Origin of the sequence: Variovorax sp. EBFNA2, assembly GCF_033802765.1 — a bacterium.
In the GTDB taxonomy this organism is placed as follows: Bacteria; Pseudomonadota; Gammaproteobacteria; order Burkholderiales; family Burkholderiaceae_C; genus Variovorax; species Variovorax paradoxus_H.
In genome coordinates this window covers 1,276,381-1,295,694 of the sequence record NZ_CP138496.1, presented here as the reverse complement: position 1 = coordinate 1,295,694, position 19,314 = coordinate 1,276,381, and the positions used below count along the sequence as shown (strand labels likewise).

24 protein-coding genes and 1 pseudogene are annotated in these 19,314 nt (G+C 62.0%); 6 read left to right on the top strand and 19 right to left on the bottom strand.

The window, feature by feature from the left end:
- Window positions 1-13: 13 nt before the first annotated feature.
- The 3 genes from RZE79_RS05870 to RZE79_RS05860 form a co-directional block, all read right to left on the bottom strand.
- A complete protein-coding gene (locus tag RZE79_RS05870; RefSeq protein WP_319359402.1) occupies window positions 14-1,039 on the bottom strand; it encodes a FecR domain-containing protein in 1,026 nt (341 codons plus the stop codon).
- A 105-nt stretch (window positions 1,040-1,144) separates the two neighbouring features.
- Complete coding sequence (locus RZE79_RS05865) at window positions 1,145-1,666, bottom strand: RNA polymerase sigma factor (protein ID WP_319359401.1); 522 nt, start codon at window positions 1,664-1,666, stop codon at window positions 1,145-1,147.
- Between the two features lie 2 nt (window positions 1,667-1,668).
- On the bottom strand, window positions 1,669-2,271 hold the full coding sequence (locus tag RZE79_RS05860; protein WP_319359400.1) for an STN domain-containing protein: 603 nt from the start codon (window positions 2,269-2,271) through the stop codon (window positions 1,669-1,671).
- Between the two features lie 460 nt (window positions 2,272-2,731).
- Here RZE79_RS05860 and RZE79_RS05855 point away from each other — a divergent pair.
- From RZE79_RS05855 to RZE79_RS05840, 4 genes and pseudogenes are all read left to right on the top strand, one after another.
- A pseudogene (locus RZE79_RS05855) lies at window positions 2,732-3,067 on the top strand (SDR family oxidoreductase); the annotation flags it as partial.
- 269 nt (window positions 3,068-3,336) lie between these two features.
- Window positions 3,337-4,179, top strand: coding sequence for a hypothetical protein (locus RZE79_RS05850; RefSeq protein WP_319359399.1), 843 nt, complete (start codon window positions 3,337-3,339; stop codon window positions 4,177-4,179).
- A 378-nt stretch (window positions 4,180-4,557) separates the two neighbouring features.
- Window positions 4,558-4,902 carry a hypothetical protein gene (locus RZE79_RS05845; RefSeq protein WP_319359398.1) on the top strand — a complete coding sequence of 115 codons (345 nt, stop codon included), beginning with the start codon at window positions 4,558-4,560 and terminating at the stop codon, window positions 4,900-4,902.
- 217 nt (window positions 4,903-5,119) lie between these two features.
- The gene (locus RZE79_RS05840) at window positions 5,120-5,743 is read left to right on the top strand and encodes a hypothetical protein (protein ID WP_319359397.1); all 624 of its coding nucleotides are present in this window, start codon (window positions 5,120-5,122) and stop codon (window positions 5,741-5,743) included.
- 48 nt (window positions 5,744-5,791) lie between these two features.
- Here the strand turns inward: RZE79_RS05840 and RZE79_RS05835 are convergent, their stop codons facing one another.
- A complete protein-coding gene (locus tag RZE79_RS05835) occupies window positions 5,792-6,958 on the bottom strand; it encodes a hypothetical protein (RefSeq protein WP_319359396.1) in 1,167 nt (388 codons plus the stop codon).
- Between the two features lie 519 nt (window positions 6,959-7,477).
- Between RZE79_RS05835 and RZE79_RS05830 the strand changes: the two genes are divergently transcribed.
- Complete coding sequence (locus RZE79_RS05830) at window positions 7,478-8,941, top strand: DUF3987 domain-containing protein (RefSeq protein WP_319359395.1); 1,464 nt, start codon at window positions 7,478-7,480, stop codon at window positions 8,939-8,941.
- A 154-nt stretch (window positions 8,942-9,095) separates the two neighbouring features.
- On the opposite strand, the gene RZE79_RS05825 is transcribed toward RZE79_RS05830, so the two are convergent.
- The 3 genes from RZE79_RS05825 to RZE79_RS05815 all read right to left on the bottom strand — a co-directional run bounded on the left by RZE79_RS05825 (window position 9,096) and on the right by RZE79_RS05815 (window position 10,943).
- A complete protein-coding gene (locus RZE79_RS05825) occupies window positions 9,096-10,034 on the bottom strand; it encodes a hypothetical protein (RefSeq protein ID WP_319359394.1) in 939 nt (312 codons plus the stop codon).
- A gap of 57 nt (window positions 10,035-10,091) precedes the next feature.
- Complete coding sequence (locus RZE79_RS05820; RefSeq protein WP_319359393.1) at window positions 10,092-10,499, bottom strand: hypothetical protein; 408 nt, start codon at window positions 10,497-10,499, stop codon at window positions 10,092-10,094.
- Between the two features lie 69 nt (window positions 10,500-10,568).
- Window positions 10,569-10,943, bottom strand: coding sequence for a hypothetical protein (locus RZE79_RS05815; RefSeq protein WP_319359392.1), 375 nt, complete (start codon window positions 10,941-10,943; stop codon window positions 10,569-10,571).
- 216 nt (window positions 10,944-11,159) lie between these two features.
- Between RZE79_RS05815 and RZE79_RS05810 the strand changes: the two genes are divergently transcribed.
- Window positions 11,160-11,549: a helix-turn-helix transcriptional regulator gene (locus RZE79_RS05810; RefSeq protein ID WP_319359391.1), complete on the top strand. Its 390-nt coding sequence runs from the start codon at window positions 11,160-11,162 to the stop codon at window positions 11,547-11,549.
- Here the strand turns inward: RZE79_RS05810 and RZE79_RS05805 are convergent.
- From RZE79_RS05805 to RZE79_RS05750, 12 genes are all read right to left on the bottom strand, one after another.
- Window positions 11,546-12,202: a hypothetical protein gene (locus tag RZE79_RS05805; protein ID WP_319359390.1), complete on the bottom strand. Its 657-nt coding sequence runs from the start codon at window positions 12,200-12,202 to the stop codon at window positions 11,546-11,548. The genes RZE79_RS05810 and RZE79_RS05805 overlap by 4 nt on opposite strands.
- Before the next feature lie 254 nt (window positions 12,203-12,456).
- Entirely contained in the window at window positions 12,457-12,591 is a 135-nt protein-coding gene (locus tag RZE79_RS05800) for a hypothetical protein (RefSeq protein WP_319359389.1), read from the bottom strand.
- A 147-nt stretch (window positions 12,592-12,738) separates the two neighbouring features.
- A complete protein-coding gene (locus RZE79_RS05795) occupies window positions 12,739-12,963 on the bottom strand; it encodes a hypothetical protein (RefSeq protein WP_319359388.1) in 225 nt (74 codons plus the stop codon).
- Window positions 12,960-13,745: a hypothetical protein gene (locus tag RZE79_RS05790; protein ID WP_319359387.1), complete on the bottom strand. Its 786-nt coding sequence runs from the start codon at window positions 13,743-13,745 to the stop codon at window positions 12,960-12,962. Before RZE79_RS05790 ends, RZE79_RS05795 begins: the two co-directional genes overlap by 4 nt.
- Before the next feature lie 230 nt (window positions 13,746-13,975).
- Window positions 13,976-14,236, bottom strand: coding sequence for a hypothetical protein (locus RZE79_RS05785; RefSeq protein WP_319359386.1), 261 nt, complete (start codon window positions 14,234-14,236; stop codon window positions 13,976-13,978).
- Entirely contained in the window at window positions 14,217-14,495 is a 279-nt protein-coding gene (locus RZE79_RS05780; protein ID WP_319359385.1) for a hypothetical protein, read from the bottom strand. Before RZE79_RS05780 ends, RZE79_RS05785 begins: the two co-directional genes overlap by 20 nt.
- Window positions 14,492-14,803: a hypothetical protein gene (locus RZE79_RS05775; RefSeq protein ID WP_319359384.1), complete on the bottom strand. Its 312-nt coding sequence runs from the start codon at window positions 14,801-14,803 to the stop codon at window positions 14,492-14,494. Before RZE79_RS05775 ends, RZE79_RS05780 begins: the two co-directional genes overlap by 4 nt.
- Window positions 14,800-15,339 (bottom strand): hypothetical protein, encoded by a 540-nt coding sequence (locus RZE79_RS05770; protein WP_319359383.1) that lies wholly within the window; start codon window positions 15,337-15,339, stop codon window positions 14,800-14,802. The genes RZE79_RS05775 and RZE79_RS05770 overlap by 4 nt, the downstream gene beginning before the upstream one ends.
- Before the next feature lies 1 nt (window position 15,340).
- The gene (locus tag RZE79_RS05765; RefSeq protein WP_319359382.1) at window positions 15,341-16,048 is read right to left on the bottom strand and encodes a YqaJ viral recombinase family protein; all 708 of its coding nucleotides are present in this window, start codon (window positions 16,046-16,048) and stop codon (window positions 15,341-15,343) included.
- 138 nt (window positions 16,049-16,186) lie between these two features.
- On the bottom strand, window positions 16,187-17,176 hold the full coding sequence (locus RZE79_RS05760) for a DUF932 domain-containing protein (protein ID WP_319359381.1): 990 nt from the start codon (window positions 17,174-17,176) through the stop codon (window positions 16,187-16,189).
- A 148-nt stretch (window positions 17,177-17,324) separates the two neighbouring features.
- On the bottom strand, window positions 17,325-17,777 hold the full coding sequence (locus RZE79_RS05755; RefSeq protein WP_319359380.1) for a hypothetical protein: 453 nt from the start codon (window positions 17,775-17,777) through the stop codon (window positions 17,325-17,327).
- Between the two features lie 439 nt (window positions 17,778-18,216).
- Window positions 18,217-19,272, bottom strand: a complete 1,056-nt coding sequence (locus RZE79_RS05750; RefSeq protein ID WP_101490954.1) for a LacI family DNA-binding transcriptional regulator — start codon at window positions 19,270-19,272, stop codon at window positions 18,217-18,219.
- Window positions 19,273-19,314 lie beyond the last annotated feature (42 nt).

Here is a 19,314-nt window from a genome sequence, read left to right as displayed (position 1 = left end):
GAAGTCGCGGCCTTCAGCTCAGGATCAGCAACCCGCCGGGCAACGCGCGCGCGCGCAGGTCGAACGAGTGCTGGATCTGCAGCAGCGCCTCGTCGAGCACGGCGATGGAGAAGCGCCCGCTGACGGCGCTGTCGCGCCGCGCATCGGCCATCAGCATCACGCGGCCGGGCCGGTAACGGTTGATTTCATCGAGCACCTGCGCAAGCGGCGTCTGCCTGAACACCAGCTCGCCCTTGCGCCAGGCCGACAGGTCCGCCGGTTCGACGGCCTGCACGCCACCGAGCGACGTGGCGTCGTACACCGTCTGCTGCCGCGCCTGCAACAGCTTGTGCCCCGCGGCATGCGCCACCTGCACCGAGCCTTCGATGCAGGTCACGCACACCTTGCTGCCCTGCAGGTGACGCACCTGGAAGCGGGAGGCGCCTTGCGCGCCGCTGCGGCCCGCGCCCGCGGTCACGGCGAAGGACGGGCTAGCCCCCCCCTGCATCGCTCGCAGGTCGATGGCGACTTCGCCCGCGAGCAGGTCGATGCCCGTGGTTTCTCCATGGACCGACGTTTCGCGGCGCACGCTGGTCTGCGTGTTCAGCGTCACGCGGACATGATTGGCGAAACCGAGCGTTCGCTGCTCGCCCGTGGCGGTGCGCTCGTCTGCGCCCCATGCGCCCGGCGCGGGCCAGAGGCCGAGCGGCGGATAGGCCACCACCGCCACGCCGGCGACCGCGGCCGCGCTCATGGCCGCGCCCAGGAATGCGCGGCGGCCGGGCTGCCCGGCGCGCGGGGTGCCCAGCGCGAGTTGGCGGTAGCGCGCCGCCGCCTTCGGATCGGCGCGCAGGCCCTGGTCGATGGCCAGCTTCATCGCATGCCACTGATGCTTCGCCTCGTCGAAGGCCGCCTGGTGCGCGGCGCTGGTGTGCTGCCAGCGCTTGAAGGCCTGCATGTCCATCTGCGTCACCTCGGCCAGCGCCAGCCGGCCCAGCCAGATGCGCGCCTCTTCCCGCAGCGCGTCGGGCACGGCATGGCCGCGTTCGTCGGCAGGCATCGGAGGCGTTGGGGGCATAGAGGACATGGTGTTCACGAGGTCGCGCCGCACCGGGATGCGGAACTCCTCCTGTTCAAGACAACTGGCACGGCGCAAATCCTCCAACTATTTTTTTGGATCCATCTGACGGCCCATGTGGGCCGCGCAGAAATCGTGCGCCCGCTTCAGCTCGTGCTCGACCGTGTGCAGCGAAACGCCCAGCCGCTCGGCCACGTCCTTCTGCGGCAGGCCCTGCCAGCGCACCAGCACAAGGATGTCGCGGCGGCGCTTCGGCATGCGCGCGATCACCTTGTAGAGCGCCGTCATTTCCGAGCGCGCCTCGGCGATCTCGGCCGGTCCCGGCGCGGTGTCGGCCACATCCAGCAGCGCATCGACCTCGCTGCGAGGCACGATGCGGCTCTGGCTGCGCAGGTTGTTCACGGCAATGTTGACGGCCATGCGCAGCAGGAACGCACGCGGGTGCTGCACCGGCCCCTGGTCTTCCAGCCGACGCAACCGCAGCCAGGTGTCTTGCAGGGCATCGCCCGCCAGATCGTCACTGCCCAGCAGACGCGTCAGGCGGCGCTTCAGCTCGCCGTAGCGCTGCGACAGGAAGTCGAGCAGAACCAGTCGGACTTCTTCGGACACGGCTATGGCCTTGCCGCGTCTTCGCAGGACGGCCCGCCCGCCTGCGCCGGCAGGATCAGCATGGCCAGCGGCTGCTTCATGTCGGGCGGCGGCCGGTCGATACGCACGCGCTCCAGCGTGGCCACCAGCACGGCATCGCGACGCGTGTTGCCGGTGCTGCCGAGCAACTGCGCGCGGTGCACACGGCCCGCCGCATCGACACGAAAGCGCAGCAGCGAGCGGTAATCGCCCTGCGCCGTGCGCGGATCGGCGCACAGCGCGTCCCACACGCGGGCCTGCACCAGGCCGTCGTAGCGCTCCAGCCGCGCGCGGACACCGGCCGCCGCCTCGGCCTGCGCGCCGAGCGGCTTCAGCACGAAGGCGTTGACGCGGCCTGCGCTCACTTCTTCCATCGCAAGACCGGTGCCCTCGAGCAGGCGCTGCAAGGCATCGCGCGGCGTGAGGCGGCCCTGCACCGGCGACGCCGAGCGACCGGCCACCAGCGTGCTGCTGAACAGCGCCGCGCGGCCCGACACGTCGGCGAAGCGATTCAGTGCGGACGCAAGCGGCTGGGCCGGCGAGTCGAAGTCGAACTGCGGTTCGACGGCGTCGGAATGAAGCGTCACGCGCGGCTCGTCGGGAGGCGGTGGGCTGCCGGGGTCATCGGCTGCAAGGGAGACATGAGCGGGAAAGATCGACATCCATGCAGCCATGCAACACAGCCCCCATCGCGCGGGGCGGCGACAGGTCAACACGCCACACGCGCGAAACGACCCCATGGCCGGTCGTCGCACCCTGTCGCATTCCCGCGCACGCCATCACGCCCGCAGCCAAGCTGCGGGAAATGGTGTGAAAGGGGAAACGCGTCGAGCCGGCAAAGACTTGCACCTTTAGGTAACAGCGCATGGTCGCATCGGCCGGTGACGCTTTTGTTACGCCGATCGCATCTATAGACAATCAGCGCGACCCGGAGTTATTGCGAACAGGTCGATCTGTGGACAGTCTGTTGATTTCCTTGCGGACGTGACCCCGCATTCCGCTGATGCCTGACCGGCGGATATCCCAGTGCAGTGCGCACGCCTGTACACCAGGTCAGTGACGGGCCTCGAAGGCAGCGCAGAGTTGATGGACTACTCGGCCACCAAGGGCACCATCCACGCGTTCACCAAGTCGCTCGCCAGCAACCTGCTGGCAGGCGGCATCCGCGTGAACGCCGCGGCGCCAGGCCCGGTGTGGACGCCGCTGAATCCGGCGGACCGTCCCGCGGGAGAAGTGAAGGACTTCGGCAAGCACACCGACATGAAGCGACCGGCCCAGCGCGAGGAGCTGCCGCCCGCCTACGTGTTCCTTGCGGCTCCGAACTGCGCGAGCTCCATCACGGGGATCGTGCTGCCGGTCACGGGCAGTGTGGGGGCGGTGTAAAGGGCGCAACCGATTGATGGGCTCACCCGTCCGAGAGTTGTTTTTCCACATTGAGTGGGGCCTATCAAGTCCCGCGCCGAATGCCGTTCGTCGGTTGACCGCTTCCTAGGGGAACTTACCGTCGGACTAAAGCTACTCAAAGCGGGTGTCTCTTGTTCATCCATGTTGAGCTCCTACCAATGTCGCCTTCTTCGCCACCGTCTACTCCCGCAACCTCTCCATCTCTCGAGTACCCGCATCCGCTGAGCTATGACAAATTCTTGTTCCGCTTGGCCAGCACCATCTGCCCCGATCCGACTTCGCGGCCCGGCTTCAATGGCGTAGTGGGAAAGTGCATACATCACGACGGGATCTATGGGGTACGTCAGGACATGTCCGAAGCGGAAGTGGTGCAGCTTCGCGGTGTCCTCGAGCAACCCGCACACGCTCTTCCCACGGTTCACTCTGAGATGACCGACGCCGAGATCGCCGAATTTCTCGTGACATACCGTGCGATCCCCGCGGATGAGCGGCCAGTGTGGGAACCCCAGATCTATTCACAGGCAAATCGCCTGCAAAACCGGGACGAACGCGTTGCGGTGTGGCTACGACATGGCGAACTCCTTCGCGATCAGATTGGCAAAGGCCGTGTGCGAATCTTCGATAGCGACCGAATCCCGATGGATGCTCTTCGAGCCGCGACCCCTACCTTCCTCGTACGAGACGACGTTCGGGCGCATCTGGCGCGCATGGACCTGCGTTTGGAGGAGGTCATGGAAGACCCATTCGACAACGAGCCAGAAAGTGAAGATGCTCCGACAACCGAAGCTGCAGACGACCAGCCGCAAAGCGAAAAGGCTCCGGCAAGCTTAGCTGCTAACGACGAGGCACAACGTGAGCCAGGTCCTAGCCGCAGCCGGAGACGATGGACCCCGGCGATGAACGAGGAGTTTGACGTGATTGCCCGCAATCACAGCGATGAAGTGGTTGCGGAGCGCTTCGCCATGACGATTGAATACGTAAGAAAGCACAAGCGCAGGCTTGATGAGAAAAGAATTCTTGCCGCAAAGAAAGAAGAAGAGGATCGCGTCAGCGCGCACGATTGGATGGCAAAAACGGTGACGCACGACTGAGGCCGAGTCCCGAACAGTCCCGAAAAATCGAGGAAGCGTTGAGCCAGTTTGTCTGGATTTGTCTGGAGCAGCGGAGCTAAACCCCTGCCATCAAAGGAATTTTTTTCCCCTTTGTCTAGACAACATCTAGGCCGTTTCCTCGATGCATCATCCGCTTCATGTTCAACAACGGCTTCGGCCGGCAAGCGATGGACAGCACTGAAGAACAGGTGCAGGTCGTCGCCATGAAAGCGTCTCATGCCTCAACTTATCTCACATTCGGTCCTCCGTCCCGCGGAGGAACCGCATCCTCAAGCGGTCACGCTCGGCTTTTCGAGCAAACGGGAACAGTCGCCCTGTCGCACGACGACCCAAGGTCCCGCCGATGATTGCGTTGCCATGGCACAGCCAGGTGCCACCGCGCCTCATTGCGTCGACCAGCTGAAAGAGGCGATCGGAATCTTGCCGACGCAGCCTGAAGAGGGCCTCCATGCCCGCCAATTAAAAGCTGGCATTCGCATCCTAGACCTGTGCCAACTCGAGCAACGCGTCGGGTTGAAGCACTCCAACATCTGTGCACGGCTTTCGCCCGGCAACAAGCAATTCAACCCAAAGTTCCCCCTGCCGATCTCGCTGGCGGCCGAGTCTGGGCCGACCTGTCGCCGCCCAGCAGCCGTTGTCTGGATCGAATCTGAAGTAGATGCCTACTTAGAGCAATTGGGTTCGGAACGCTTTTCCAAGTAAGCATTGCGGAGTGCACCAGTGGCAGCCGGCCTCTCGGGGAGCGACGGTTGTCAGTTGACTCGCATCCGAAACTGCACCGTAGTTTTCCGATACCCGCCACCCAATTTCATTTTGCTTTTCACAAATTCAAGTTCGTGCCCACTTCTACCAGTCCAGCGCGTCTCTCATACGGCGTGCACTTGGAGCGAGAAGGCGCGATGCCACAGCTAGCTTTTCCATGAACTTCAACATCGACATCTTCTTCCGGATCAACGCCTGCCGCCGCGAAATCGCATCGCGCTGGGATCCTCTGGAAACCGGCGTCCCCTTTCCGTTTTTCGTTGACCACGTTCGCAGCCAGAACCCGATGCCGAACGACTGCCACACCTATGTCCCAACTTTCATCCTGCCTGCGACGAAGGCGTCCTGGGATCGCTACGTAAGAGCAGCCAAATGCGACCAGATCGCCGCACTAGAAACGGGACTTGCGTACTGCATCGCGGCCAAGGCATTGGTGCCGAAGTCGACGGCCGACCTACTCGCGAATGCTCATGCCCAATGCCGCCTGTTCGACATCCTGCTCGCCGCCGAAGCAGCGGCCACGCAGAAGCGCAAAGACGACCGGGTGAAGGGTGGGAAGGCGCGACAGGAGCGTCTGCGCCCCGCCAAGGAATATGCCTTCCGCTTGTTCCGTTCAATGCGCCCCGAGGAGGGCTGGAAGAACGCTGGCGAGGCCGCCCGCGCGATCTACCCGCACGTGAAAGACTTCGTCATCCGCAATCGGCTGGCCTTGCTCCCCGCCGAGAGCCTGATCCGCACGATCCGCGGCTGGCTGCGCGCAGCCTTCTACGCGGTTGTCTAGCATCTACTCTCTAGAACGACATGCCCCGCTTCGGCGGGGCTTTTTTGTCTACGCGATCGGACGACAGCGCGATGCGATGACCCCCCATCCATACACCGCCAGATCAACCTCAAGTCCACTATCCGCGTTGAGCTGCTTGCGCGGCCGACCCATCGAATTCTCTTTCTCCTCCATCTCCGCTTTCGAAGGCATTTGCCCCTTGAAAAAAGTCTTCTTCATCCCCTGGAACTTGATCCAGAAATCTGACTTTGTCAGATACGACACAACCCTTGACATCAGGATCTCGCGCTTGGCTGCGTCATAGTGCCAAATCATCCCGACCCCGTTCTCCCGATACCACGCAGCGTTGCAGTTGTAGTACCGCCCTCTTCCCTCGGTAATCTTGTTCTTCCAATGCTCGCCGAACAGGTAGCCCAGGGCAGCCCCGCCAAATTGCTGGTGACCATCGATGAAGATCAACACATGAAAGTGAAGCCCTGTCATCAGACCGTACTCAAGGGTCGCCATCCATCCGGTCAGCGGATACTTCTCTCGTACGTACCGTATGAATCGATCTAGTTCCTCCTTCGCTTGCTCTACGTCGACCGTGCTAACGATGCCCCGGCGCTCCGCGGTTTCGCAGCCACACGCCAAGTCAATGCGGATGGCTAGGTTCTTTGATGCACGATACTTGAAAATTGCATCGATGTAGTCTTCAGCAGATTTCTGATTCTTCTGACATTGCCGTCGTCGGGCATCCAACTCCTTCTTGAAAGCTTCTGCTCGCCCTTCTCGTCGAAGGCTCTCGACGAGATTCGTCAGCTTCGCGTACAGCCGCCTGGCTTCTTCCCCCTTCGCAGACTTCAGATCGAGATCCGCGTATATGAGACTTGGATCCGAGCGAACGGCACTTCTCAGCAGTTCGATGTAAGGGTTGATCGCGTTGCCTGGGAAGTACTCCTCAAACTCTCGCAGTCGCTTTGAAACTGCATTGATCAGCCTACGCCCCTCGTAGTGAATGTGAATCGGCTCCGGCCCTTGAAGCTTGCTCCTCAGAGTAAATAGATTTCGACTGGAATTAACAATCGTCCGAACGAAGTTGGCGATCGTTTTGATATTCTTCGAAATTCGATGTTCGTCGTTCTTTCCCTCTCGCCGAATTGGGTCATCTCCGATGAAGTACCTAGGAGATGGCTCGATGGCCATCAGTTTGTCGAGGTGCTCTTCCGAGCGCATAGATTTCCTCTCGCTATGTACTTTTCTTTCTTTCGTGAGTGTCTTGGTCGCTCCTCTCTAAGTAGCAGATGGACTTTTCTATTTAGTGAGTTGAAATGGATAACATACATTCCTAAACTTCGCATTCGCGTAAATCGATCTATCTCGGGAAAACTTATAAACCTGTGCTGAGACTCCTTGGGATTTTTCCCGACAACGCTTCGTCGAGATAGGACCACCACTTGCTGTGATGTGGCACCAGTCTAGATGTGATTTCTCGATTCGCAAGGACGTGTGCTAGAGCCCATGGAATCGAACTGAGTAGATGTCGTCGAGAGAAGATTTTTACGCGATGAAAACACCGTCAAATCGACCGTCGAGATAGTTCCCTGTCGTCGAATTTCGAATCGCACCGACGCGATTTCTGCGATGTTCCGAACATCTTCTCCCTTCGCCTCCTTCAGCTGAGCTCACGTACTTCTCTTTGGTTCGCGTGATCTATTAAATAGGGATCGCCGACTAACTTGAAGGATGACTCCCTTGACCTATCAGAACTACCTCAAAACTTCTTCCTTGAACGCACCGCCCGGCGTTCCGAATCCGTTGGACTATCCCATCGATGCGCTAGGGCCGGTACTGGCTCCGGCAGTTCGCCAGCATCAGGCGAATACCGGTGTCGCGGTCGAAATGATTGCTAGCTATGCACGCTCTGTCGGTCACGTCTGCGTGCAAGACAGCTACGACATTCAGCGCCCCCGCTGCGCGCCATCACCGGTGTCTGCGTTTGACTTGATCAGTGCGGATTCCAGTCAAGGCAAGGACACTGCCTCCCGACCCTTTGTCGGCTTTACTCGCAAGCACGAGGAGAAGCTGAACAACGAACACGTGCAATCCCGCTTGGACTGCTTGGCGGAAGAGGCCGCTTGGAAGGCGGAAGAGCGCGTGCTTCGCAAACGTTTCGAGCAAGCAGCGAGCGAGGGCGAAGACATGAGTGACTTGAAAAGCGATCACAAGAACCTGATGGCTCGCCGTCCTGCGAAAGTGGCGATTCGGAAAGTGGTCCTTGACAATGTCACACCGGGGGCACTTGAGAATCTCATCGGCGAGGGATCGAAGTCGGTGTATATCGTCTCGACCGAAGCAGGCGGACTGCTGAGCGGTCGATTGGGCCGTGCGACCGACCTTCTGAACAGTGCTTGGGACTCGACCCCAATCATGAAGGACCGAGTCGACAAGGAGCGCATCATCGTCGCCGACTATCGTGTGTCTAGTCACTTCGCGCTGCAGGGCCCGGTCCTTAACAATATCTTCGCTACCAGAGGCCACTTGGCCCACGGTAGCGGGTTGACCGCGCGCATGCTTCTGACGATTCCTCATTCGACCTTGGGCGAGCGTTTTTTGCGGGCCGATCAGATTGCCTCCTATCACGACATCGACTGCATGGGCGAATATGTGGCTAGGGCTTTTAAGGAAGGCGAGCAACGTCGCCAAGCCGGCCTCCCCCGCAAGGTGATCACGTTCTCGGAGCAGTCTGCGCGGCACTTCGACGAAATCTACAATCACATCCAGGCTCACTTAGGCAAAGGCATGATCCTGAACGATGTCGCTGGCCACGCCGGTAAGACGGCAGAGAGCATAGTCCGCATCGCCGGCATGCTCTACGGCATCGAGGGTCATGAGGGCCCCCTTAGCTACGAGGTCTTGGAGCGCGCCCGTCAAGTTGGATATTGGCATCTCAACCAGTTTGTCTTGAAATTCGGTTCCGGGCAGCCAGGTGACCAACGTGTCATCGACGCCCACGTAGTTGCCGATGCCTTGCGCTCGATCGCGGCTCGGGGTCTGGGCTTCCTGGCGCGAGGAGAGGTCAAGAAGTGGTGTGCAAAACCTTTGCCCGCATCTCGATTCGATCAAGCTCTGCAGTTGTTGATCGATCAAGGCTATGTGTGGCTGCAGAAACAAGGCCGCGCGATACTTGTCGGAGCGAACTGGCATCTGCTGCGTTAGCCAAGGGCTAAGGACGACTGGCGATTGATGCTTTCACCGAACGATCCGAGTTCGCTGTCGATATGCCAAGTTGCGGCACAAGGACGGCCTTGACGCCTGAACAAAAAAATGGAAAGGCAAGGGAGCCCTCCCATCGGGAGGACTCCATGCTGGCTTACTCGGAAGTCGCTGACCGATCTTTGAGCCTGTACCCGCTGGTGGATGTGTCTGTGACGTACGGAAACGCCTCTGAGTACAGTTCAGCGACGGGCATCGTGCGCACTTCGCGCAGGTAGCTCACCACCAGATCCGTCACGCCCCGGCCGACCTGCAGGTAGTGCCAGATCGTCGACTCGCGCTCTTGCCCGAGCACCGTGAGAGTGCTCTTGATCATCTGTGCGGGAAGATTCTCGCGATACAAGAACGCCACCTTGAACGACACCGACTGCTCGGCGTCGTATTGCGCGGTGATCTTCTTTTTCACGACCTCGGTGGTCTTCTCGATCGCTTCTGCGTAGCGGTCCGTCCATGCCGAGAAGCCGTCAACGCGCGCTTGCAGAGCCGTGACCTGTTCGCGTTCTCGAGCTTCAATTTGCTCGATATCAGCAAGCATCCGCTCTCGCGTGCCTGGCCAGCTCATGCGAAATTGGTTGCTCTGATCCTGGCCGTGCTCGAGCGCAGCATAGCTTTCATCGCCCCGAGCAATCTGGCTGCGCAGTTCGTTGAGTCGCGCTTTGGCACTCTCAACTTCGTAACCCGTGCGATGCAGAGCCCCACGGGCCGTTGTGAGGTTGCCTTCGTGCCAACCCATCTGGTTCTTCGCGGCAGTGTCGAGATCGGCCATGGCCTGCTGGTGCGACTTCTCGAATGCAGCCTTGATCGCATCGTTGAGCTTGACGCCGCAGGTATAGGTCACGATCGTCCGGTTGTTCACGACTTCGCTGGTCCAGTCGCCACTGCATTCCTTGGCCTTGCCCAGGATCTCACCGTAGCTGAATTCTTGGCCTGCAGGGACGCTGTCTTGCACGGCGCCAATCTTGGCATCACCGCAAGCGGCCAACACGGAAACGGCCAAGGTCAGGCCTAGAGTCTTGAAGATGTCGATGAATTTCATGGGTGTTCACCCTGGAAAGGGTTGAGGGATAGAACGAAATAAGTGGAGGCACTTCGCTCAGCACTTGTGCTTGCGATTAGCCGGGCGTCGGGGATCCGTGCCCAGCACGGCCCCCTCCTTGGTCACACACACGCCGTCGGCGCAGGCATATCCCGGTGCTTTCAACACTGCGCGGTCGGCGTCACCGATCTCGCAGCGCAGTTCGTCGAAGTCGAATTCCCTGTAGGCCTTCACGCGCTCGGTGGTCGTGTAGTACACGCCGCTGCCGCCTGCTTGGACCTGGATCGGATAGACCGGGTACTTGAGGTCGCGGGACCAGCCCTGAATCTGAATCTCCATGGCCGATCGGTCGATCTGGTGCCTCACGGCATCGGGGTTGATGAGCGGATCGCCTTTGGCAAGCGCCAACGGTGTCAAGACGATCGCGGTGAGCACCGCGAAGGCGGTGCCGAGCATGGTTTTCATGAGAGGCCTTGAAAGAAGATGGAGTTGAAGCGAGGCCGCCCGAGTGCAGCCGCGCCGGTCGGAGGCCATTCAATTGAGCTTGGTGTCGGCGGGCTTGGGCGCAATCAGCTGCGGGATATTCCAGTCGGGCGGGAAGGTATCGACCGGCATCCAACCGTTCTTCACATAGGAGCGCGCCGAGATCCTGTTTCCGAAATGCCCCACCAGTCCGCAGGCGATGAGGATCGCCCAGGTCTGCGCCACCCAGTCTTCGGCGGGGTCGAGCACCAGCAAGATGGCGAGACCCACGACGAAGAAAGTCGCGTACAGGAAGACCGCGCACAGCAGTGCCAGCGGCCATTGACCACGCATCAGGAATGCGATCGGTCCGAAGAAGAAGAGCTGCCACGAGAAGCCGTGCTTGACGAAGCGAGTTTGGTTATTTTTGTGGAAGTGGATGTTCATGGTTGGGTTCTGAATAACAGGGCACGCTGCGCCCAGAGACGTCGTACGCGACGCTGACTTGTTCCAGCGGCCGGACAAACCCGGCTGCCACTCGAAACGCGGACTCAGTTCTCGAGAATCCTATAAAGACGTGTTTGAATCTCCTTTTTGATCAAGACGAACCCCACGGGGCAGGGCCGTGCCCATATCCCGCGCGTCGCTCGATGACTTCATTGATTGCATCCGAATGTTAAAGGGTTTCAAACACCGTGGTTTCAAACACCTCGTTTTTCGAGCATCGAGGGCATGCCTCGTGCCGCTCCTCTTTCTCTTCGCCTGGTGTTTGCCCGCAATATCCGCCTGATGCGCATTCACGCGGGCATGTCGCAGGAGCGCATGGCCGCCGAGGCCGGATTGGACCGGGCCTTCGTTGGCACGCTGGAACGCGGCCAGCGCAACATCTCCATCGACAACATCGAGCTGATTTCCAAAGCCATCGGCGCACCTGCCCATGAGCTGATGGACCCGGACTTGCCGCAGCAGCGCGATCTTGATGTGACATTGACCCGAGCGCCCCGCACCGCACGCCCTTATCCAGTGAAGAAGCGAAGTAATCGTCGCAGCTAGACACCGGCAGACGTCTCGCGCCGCAAGACGACCAGGCTACGCAGCCGAACGGCGCAGGCTTCTCCCGTGAGGTGACGGCAGTTCAGCATGAACCCCGGGCTCGCGCGTACTGACCTGCCCGCCTCGGCTTGCAGCTCGATGCGCACGTTGTGAGCGCAGGCCCAGGGTTCACTTGCGCTGGCGTCCAGCAACAACAACGCCCGGGGCTCGCCGGTGCCGCGCTCCCACTCCACCCCGATCACTGTCGCCCATCGGTTGGCGGCGGCGGATTCGAAGTGCACCAGGCATGCTCGACCCGTGCGCAGCGCCTCCAATGCGGTCGTCCCGACGTGGCCCGCTTGGCCGGAATCTGAGGCGTGCAATTCGACGACGATGGGCAAGCCAGCAGCATCGATACAGCGCAGAACGCTGTCGTCGCCAGTTCCCTGCAATGCCTTTCGAGCCAGGCGCTGGGCCTCTCGCATTTGCTGACGAGACAACTGCCCCAGTACCGCGAGGCACTGGATCACGCTGGCAAGCGCACAAGTTTCGGCCGATGCCGATTTGCAGATGGGCAGGTTCTCGTACACGAGACCCTTTGCATCCTGTGCGAGGTACTGAACTTCGGTGTCGAAGCGGATGCCCCTTACAAACAGGTGTTCGAGATGGGCCATGTGGTTGTCTTTCTCTGGAAGGCGCCATCCGCGATGACGACCTTGCCAACGGCGATGCGCTCGAAAGCGTTCGGCGTCAAGGCCTGTTCTTTGTGCATGAGCAATCCTTGATGTGATTGAAATCTTGTCCAGCCCGCCCTTTCAATCCGCTGGGGCGAGCCGGTGAAACCCCTGCGGAAACGGGGCGTGGCCATCGAGCCGGCCGACTCGATGGCGATGTGGTGATCTGCTGGCCAGGTGTTCGCCGGTTTCCTTCAAAGGCCCCCAAAAGAGTCCCGGCGCCAGTAGCTGCAGAAACTCCATCCCAGCCCAAGGCCCAAGAGGATTCCGGTCGCGAGCACGAACGCGAAGGCCGTCAGGTAGTCAATCGGCCCGTAGCAGATGTTCATGGCGATGTCCTTATCTCTTTCTTTCTGGTTGGTGAGGTGAATCTCCAGCTCCACAAGGACCAAACCCCGGTCCCTTGAGAGGGCGCCGGGGTCTGTGTCGTCGAGGTGGAAGAAGGAGATAGGGAGAGCGGCGTTCTGATGCCGCATTCAAAGTAGAGGGACACGGACAGGTTCTTCATCTGGAAACTGGAGTTGTCGCAACCTGGCCTCCTCTTCGGTGGCGCGCCAAGCCGCTTCCTGCTGGAACGGATCGGTTTGCTTGCGCTGCAGCATCACGCGGTCCACCCGCTGCAAGAACGCTTCGTCGAGCGGGAACATCTCCTTCTGGCCGGCCGCGCCCTGCGCGGGTATCGCGTCAGGTGTGCTTCTCATGAGGGCCTTCCCTTGAAGAAGATCTCCTGCACGCGCTGGGCGCCTGCGCCGTGGGCCGGGAAGCCCACGATGGCGGCGCGATCGCGTTGCTGACAGATCCCGCAGTTCAGGCAATCGGAGTTGCCGGTGCTGGCAGGACAGACGATCACCAGGCGCCCGGCTGGCGTACGGATGGACTTGGTGAGCCCCTGGGGCAGGACGACCACCACCGGCGCGATGCCCAGATCCGCATACGCGTCGGCCTGGACCAAGGTCTCGGCACTGAGGTTGACCGTGAAGCCCAGCCAGTTCGCATGGCGGATCGCCGCCTGGTTTTGGGGTGTGGGCGGATAGTGGGTGTAGGTGAATCCGCGACGCCCCCGGTTCGCCATAGCCAGCCGCGTGAGCTTCTCGGCATCAATGACGCCGGGCGCTTCGGGCGTCAGATCACCCGCCTGGTTGTGACGCCACAGGGCATGGCGCCGCAAGGTGGTGATCTCCTGAAGCAATTCATCAAAGCTGTGGCCTCGCCGCCCCTCGGACACGCTGCGCCAATGAATGGCCAGGGGTCCGCTTTCGGCATAGCAGCCATTGCCTTTGAAACTGCAACTCGGTGGGCACGAGTTCGCACTCGTCGTGGTCACCGGAATCGGGCCGGTCTTGCGGTTGCGGCTGACGCGCACCAGGTGATAGGTGCAGGTGTCCTGCTTGCTGGAAGCCGCAGGAGAGTGATTCAGCCGTTCCCGGGACGGCGGTGTTGATTGCGGGCGAGCGTGTGCCTCCGCCATGATCGGAATAAACAAAGTTGATCCTCTATGTTGTGAGCGCAGCCGTTGACGGCGACGCCATGAAGTGCCGGCCCTAAGGGGCGATAAAGGGCGAGCCAGACCCACGCGCGCACCTCCACCACGCTCCAGGCCAGAGAGGCCGGGGCATGGTGGGTGCGTGCGTAGGGGATGAAGGCGGACCGGGAGGTCCGATGCACAGGCAGGGCGCCTGTACGCAGTTGCAGCGAGTCCGCTAACGCCGAGGGTCAGCGTCTTTGCGTGGGCGAAGTGGCAGGCGGGATCGGGTCGTTGCGACCCAGCCTTCCGGCCAGCTTGTCTCGCACCTCCACAGCGCAGCCGTGCCAGGCGTGGCCGCTGACCATGGGGGTGTCCAGTGCTTGTGGATCCGTTTCAGCGACGCGCCTGGCGTACTGCTCCAGCGCCTGCATCACGAATGCCTGGATGAGCGCCCCGTGGGCGCTGAACTCCATCAGCTCGGTGACGAACTCAACGTTGGTCGGCGGCATGCTGGCTCCCTTCGTTCACCTCGCACACCTCGCATGTCGACTGAAGGATTTCGAAGCCCGCATCGGCAATGAGGCCCGGATCCAGCAGCATGACCAGGTCATCCGAGATGCCCGAGCGCATCGACGCCCACGCCTCATCGTCCAGGCCATCCTCGCGTGCACGCACCCTGGCAGCACCGGCGAGCGCCTCCTCATCGAAGACGGCAAGCTCGATGCTGAACACCACCACCGTGCGGGGCATGGACGGTGCGCTGTTCATGCGCCCTCCCCGGTGTCGATGGGCGAGATCTCCGCGCCGAACGCCAGTGCCGCGTTGTCGGGGCTGGGCGGCCCGTTCTGGAGAGTCCACCAATCAGGCGGGCTGTACGGCACCGTCATCACCCCCAGGTAGCCGCCCTGCGAGGCGTAGCCCACCACCTTGGCGCGGCCGATGCCGTTGATGCGGATGAGCACGTCGTCGCCAATCGAGGGAATATCGAAGTCGGCCGACCACTTGAACATGTCCTGCGCGAAGGGGTCGCGGGTATAGGGCGGCACCGTGATGTGCTGCCGGAATCTGGTTTTCATGGATGTTTCTCTTGTGGATGTTTGTCTTGGGACGGCAGCACCGTTGCCTTGCCGAGCTGTCGGGATTTCAGGCGGCAGATCAGGCCGTCGCTTTCTCGCGCGACGTCCCAGCCACGGCGGCCGAGACTTCGGCGCAGCACGTACGTCGATTCGCCGTAGGAGACGCGCAGGCCCGGGCGGATGGCCGCTCGTTTGGCGGTGCGGTTCGCATGGAACTCGCGCACCTTCTCGCGCCAGGGGCCTGCGTAGGGTCCAGTCGGAGGACTGGCACGATCCAGGAAGGCCAGCGGGCAGTCGAAGTAGTACGGCCCGCAGCTTTCGTCCATGCTCTTGACGGCTGCCTCGCCCTTCCTGCAATCGATGAGGGTCAGGCCGATCCAGATCCGCCCGGCGTGCTCGCCCGAGCGGTTCTGCGCCAGGAACCACAGCCGGTTGCCGATCGCGCGATGAGCGAGCACCGCAGCAAAAGCTGCGACGCTGTGCAGTTCGTCATGAACAGCCTGGTCCTTGCTGGCCCGGTAGACGATGCTTCCCATCTCAGACCGCCTCCCGATCACCTGCCAGTGGCGCGCAGTCGGTTTGCACGCAGTGCCAGAACTCGCGCTCGGCATCGATGAGCCGGGAGATCTCGAGTTCGTCGCGTTCGACCCGGTGGATCCGCAGGTCCTGGCCGCAGATCAGGGCCACGACATCGAGGGCCTGGGCGTTTGCCACGGCCAGCCTGTGCAGCATCTGGATCCGCACGCAGTCGGGAAGGCCTGCGCCCCAGAGCTCAGCTTCACCCATGCCGACGCATCGGCACTCCAGCAGCTGAACATCGGGGGCGCCGACGATTTCGCGGCCGGGATGGGCCAGCATCCAGGGGTGTTGCGGGTGCCGCAACAAGGCACGAGTGCGCAGCACCTGCCGCCCCGTGCGCAGCGCGTAGTGCGCCGCCACGATGGGCTCGAGCAGCCGGCTCCAATAGGCGGCGGTATCTGCGGACTGGACAAGACAAGGGGCGACGGGCTGCAGCAGGTCGTGGCGCTCGGTCTTCTCCATCCACAGCCGCACGGGGGACTTGAAGGGATCGCGGCCTATGGCTGCGGCAGCGTCAAGACTGCCAATCCCGGCTTCGCCCGCGCTCGGCCAGCGCTCGGATATCGGAGCCTGCGAACACGTGGATGGGACCAGGCGCAACGCAGGGGCGCGCGAGCGCACACGAGTGCTCGGGGAACGCTGTGTGTTCCGGGGAGTTGAATTCATGGATATCTTTCTGAAGGTTGAAACCGCCCATCCAGCAAAAAGCCCCGCCCTCTCAATGGAGAGGCGGGGCTTTGGTGGAGGAGCTGAGTGGGAGTGGTGAGAGGGAGTGAGAAGGAGGAGGTCGAAGATCCAATAGCGTCAAGCGGCGAACTCCAGCGCATGCGCCAACGCTCGTTGCTTGAGGACAGCGCCTTGGCCGAACCAGGCGCTGTCCAGCCGGTACTCGCGGTTGCGTGCTCGGCGCTCGTGGTCGACGAATTCGGTCATCGCACTGAGCAGGCCCCAAGTCGTGCCGCGCGCAGCGGCAAGCTCGGCGCCGCGGCCCTTGCCCTCGTACAACTCGAGGACCTTCCGTGCCGCCCAAGCGCGCGGCATGGTCTGGATGCCGGCCTGAGCTGTGGCGAGCCCATTCGACTCGACCGACCCATAGAGCACATGCTGGATGTAGGCTTCGACCTCCTGGCCCTTGACCTTGCGCTCGGACAGGACCTTCATGCGGTACATGAAGTCGTCCCACTGGCCGATGGCAATGCCCAGTTGCCTTTTGACAGCATTGGCATCGAAGCAGGTGTTATGGGGCACGCGAATCACGCTGCTCGTGTTGTCCAGTGCGATGGCCAGGGTGTTGTTGCACACGACCCGCACGGTCGTCGGGGTGACAGTGGTGGCGAGTGAGCCGTCGCAGGAGGTCGCGAACAACAAGTACCCGTTGACGGTGTCGCTGCCCTTGAGCACGGCTTGCTTGCCGGTACGTGCCAGCGCCCAGACCTTGCGCCCACCCTTGAGGACCCCTGCCGTTTCCATTTCGTAGCCGCCGACCTCGGTGAGGTCACGGTAGAACTCCAGGATTTCGCGGGGCTGCACGACCTGGTAACGGCTGCTGACGACCGACAGCGGTGCGCGCGAGTCGCTGCGGTAGAGCACCTTCTGCTCGCAGAAGGATTCCAGGGCCTGCAGGGAATCGCCTTCAGCTTGGGTCATGAAGCGCACTGGGGTTTCCTGGATGGTCCAGTCCATGCCGGCTTGCTGGGCCCAGACCTCAAGGGGTTGCTTGGGTTGAAGGCGATTCCCCAGGCGATGCCAGGGGGTGTCGCCGACGTAAGCCATCTGTTCGATTTGGTGTGCCATGAAAGATCTTTCTTAAAGTTGTGCGCACAGGCGAGCGCTGGCCGAGGCGCTGCGACAGCCTCGGCCAGGAGATTTGTGGGGAAGGGGGAAAGGAAACGACGAGCCGACTGGCTCAAAGGTGAGAAGCGTGAAAAATGGCGGCTGCGCGTCAGGCGAAATCAGGGTCGTCAGGATCGATTTCGTGCGGATTCGGCTCCGAGTCGGGATTCATCGGCCGAAAAGGTGACGGTGCAGCGGGTTCAGCCGAGGACCATGGCGGCTCACTGGCTCCTCGCTGCCCACCGAAGGTATGACCGCATGCGGTACATCGGCAGTTGTTCAGAACCCGGTCATCGACGACACGCCCGAAGATGGCGCCAACCTCCGTGCCGAGAGCACCACCGCCCAAAGCGCCGAGGACAACACCGATGGCGGTGCCCAGGCTGCCGCCGACCGGTCCGGCAGCCATGCCGATGGTGAAGCCGGTGCGAGCTCCGCGCAGCGCACCAGCGATGCCGCCGGCTGCACCGGCCAGACCGCCGAGCGTGCCACCGGTTCGCTGGGCGACGTCACGGGTTTCGATGCGGTTGGAGCCGCAGTTGGGACATTGAAAGTAGGACAAGCTGAAGAAGCTCCTTTGCAGGCGGGTGAATGGAAAAGAAGGAGCACCCAGACGGCAAAAAGCCCGGCGGACCGTGAGGTCGTGCGGGCTTTTTGCTGGTTTGGCTGGTTAGGTTCTGAGAGAGGGGCGAGTTCGGTCGAGGATTTGATGAGGGAATCGGCTCCATCGCACGTACTCGGCCGGCTGGACAGGCCAGATGATCACTTCTTGTTAGTGCTCACCTAAGTCATATGGGTCTGAAAAAATCTGGATTCAGACTCGTCCGCTCGAAATCAAGAATGATCACTACCACCCAGCGCTAAAACCTGGGCATTTCCCCTGTAACGCGCTTTGCAGGCACCGCCAAGCACTCCTCGTCGCAGGCAGACCCGCTCCAGCGCAACCAGAGAATTGCCCCAACTACCAAGAGAAGCGGCCTGGCCGCAGCCAGGTGCCGTATTTACGGAAGGTTCTCGCGAAAGATCACCTGGCTGCGCGTCGTCTCCACGCCGCTCAACGCCTCACGCTTGTCGCGCAGGTTGGTGAAGATGCGCACGCAGCTCATCAGCGTGGTGTGCGGGCTCTGCGTGATCACCGCGTCCATGCTGCCGTCGATCAGTAGCGCGCGCGTGTCGGGCGTGAGGCCGTGGCCGATGAAGACGACCTTCTGCTCGCGCCCCGCTTCCTTCAGCGCGCGCGCCACGCCGTCTGACGCGCCACCGATGTTGTAGATGCCGCCCATGTCGGGGTGCTGCTCCAGCAGCGCGCGCGTCTGGCGGTAGTTCTTGGCCGCGTCGTCCTGGCCTTCGCGCAGGCCCACGACCTCGAGCTTCGGGAACATCTCGTCGATGACGTGCAAAAAGCCGGCTTCGCGCTCCTCGTGCGCCTTGTAGCTCAGGCTGCCCGCGATGAGCGCGACCTTCGCGGCGCGCGCGCCGATGAAGCGGCCGATGAGGTAGCCCGCGGTGCGACCGGCCGCGCGGTTGTCGAGCCCCACGAACGCGGCGCGCTCGGAGTTCGACAGGTCCGAGATCAGCGTGACCACCGGCAGCCCGCGCGCGGCGAGCGCGGCCACCGCCTCGCGCACCGCCGGATGCTCGAGCGCCATCATCGCGATGCCGTCGCAACGCTGGCCGTGCTTGCGCAATGCGTCCGCCAGCTCATGCGGATTGAAGCTCTCGATGAACACCGTACGGCACTGCACGTTGAATGGCGCCCAGTGCTCCTGCGAGTAACCCACCATGTCGCCCAGCATGCGAATGAAGCGGTTAGTGCCCGCGGGCAGTAGGAACACGAGCCGCAGCGGCGGCGGTGTCAGCGCCGCATAGAGCTCGGGGCCCGGCAGGTAGTCGAGCTCGCCCGCGGCCTTGAGCACGCGCTGCACCGTGGCGTCACGCACGCCGGGCCGGCGGTTGAGCACGCGATCGACCGTGGCGGTCGACACCTGCGCCGCGCGCGCGATGTCGACCACGCGCGCGCGGCGTGCATCGGAAGGAGGTGAAGGGTTATCCCGCATACATCAAAAACCATCAGGATCGAGTTTGACCCGGATGATGCA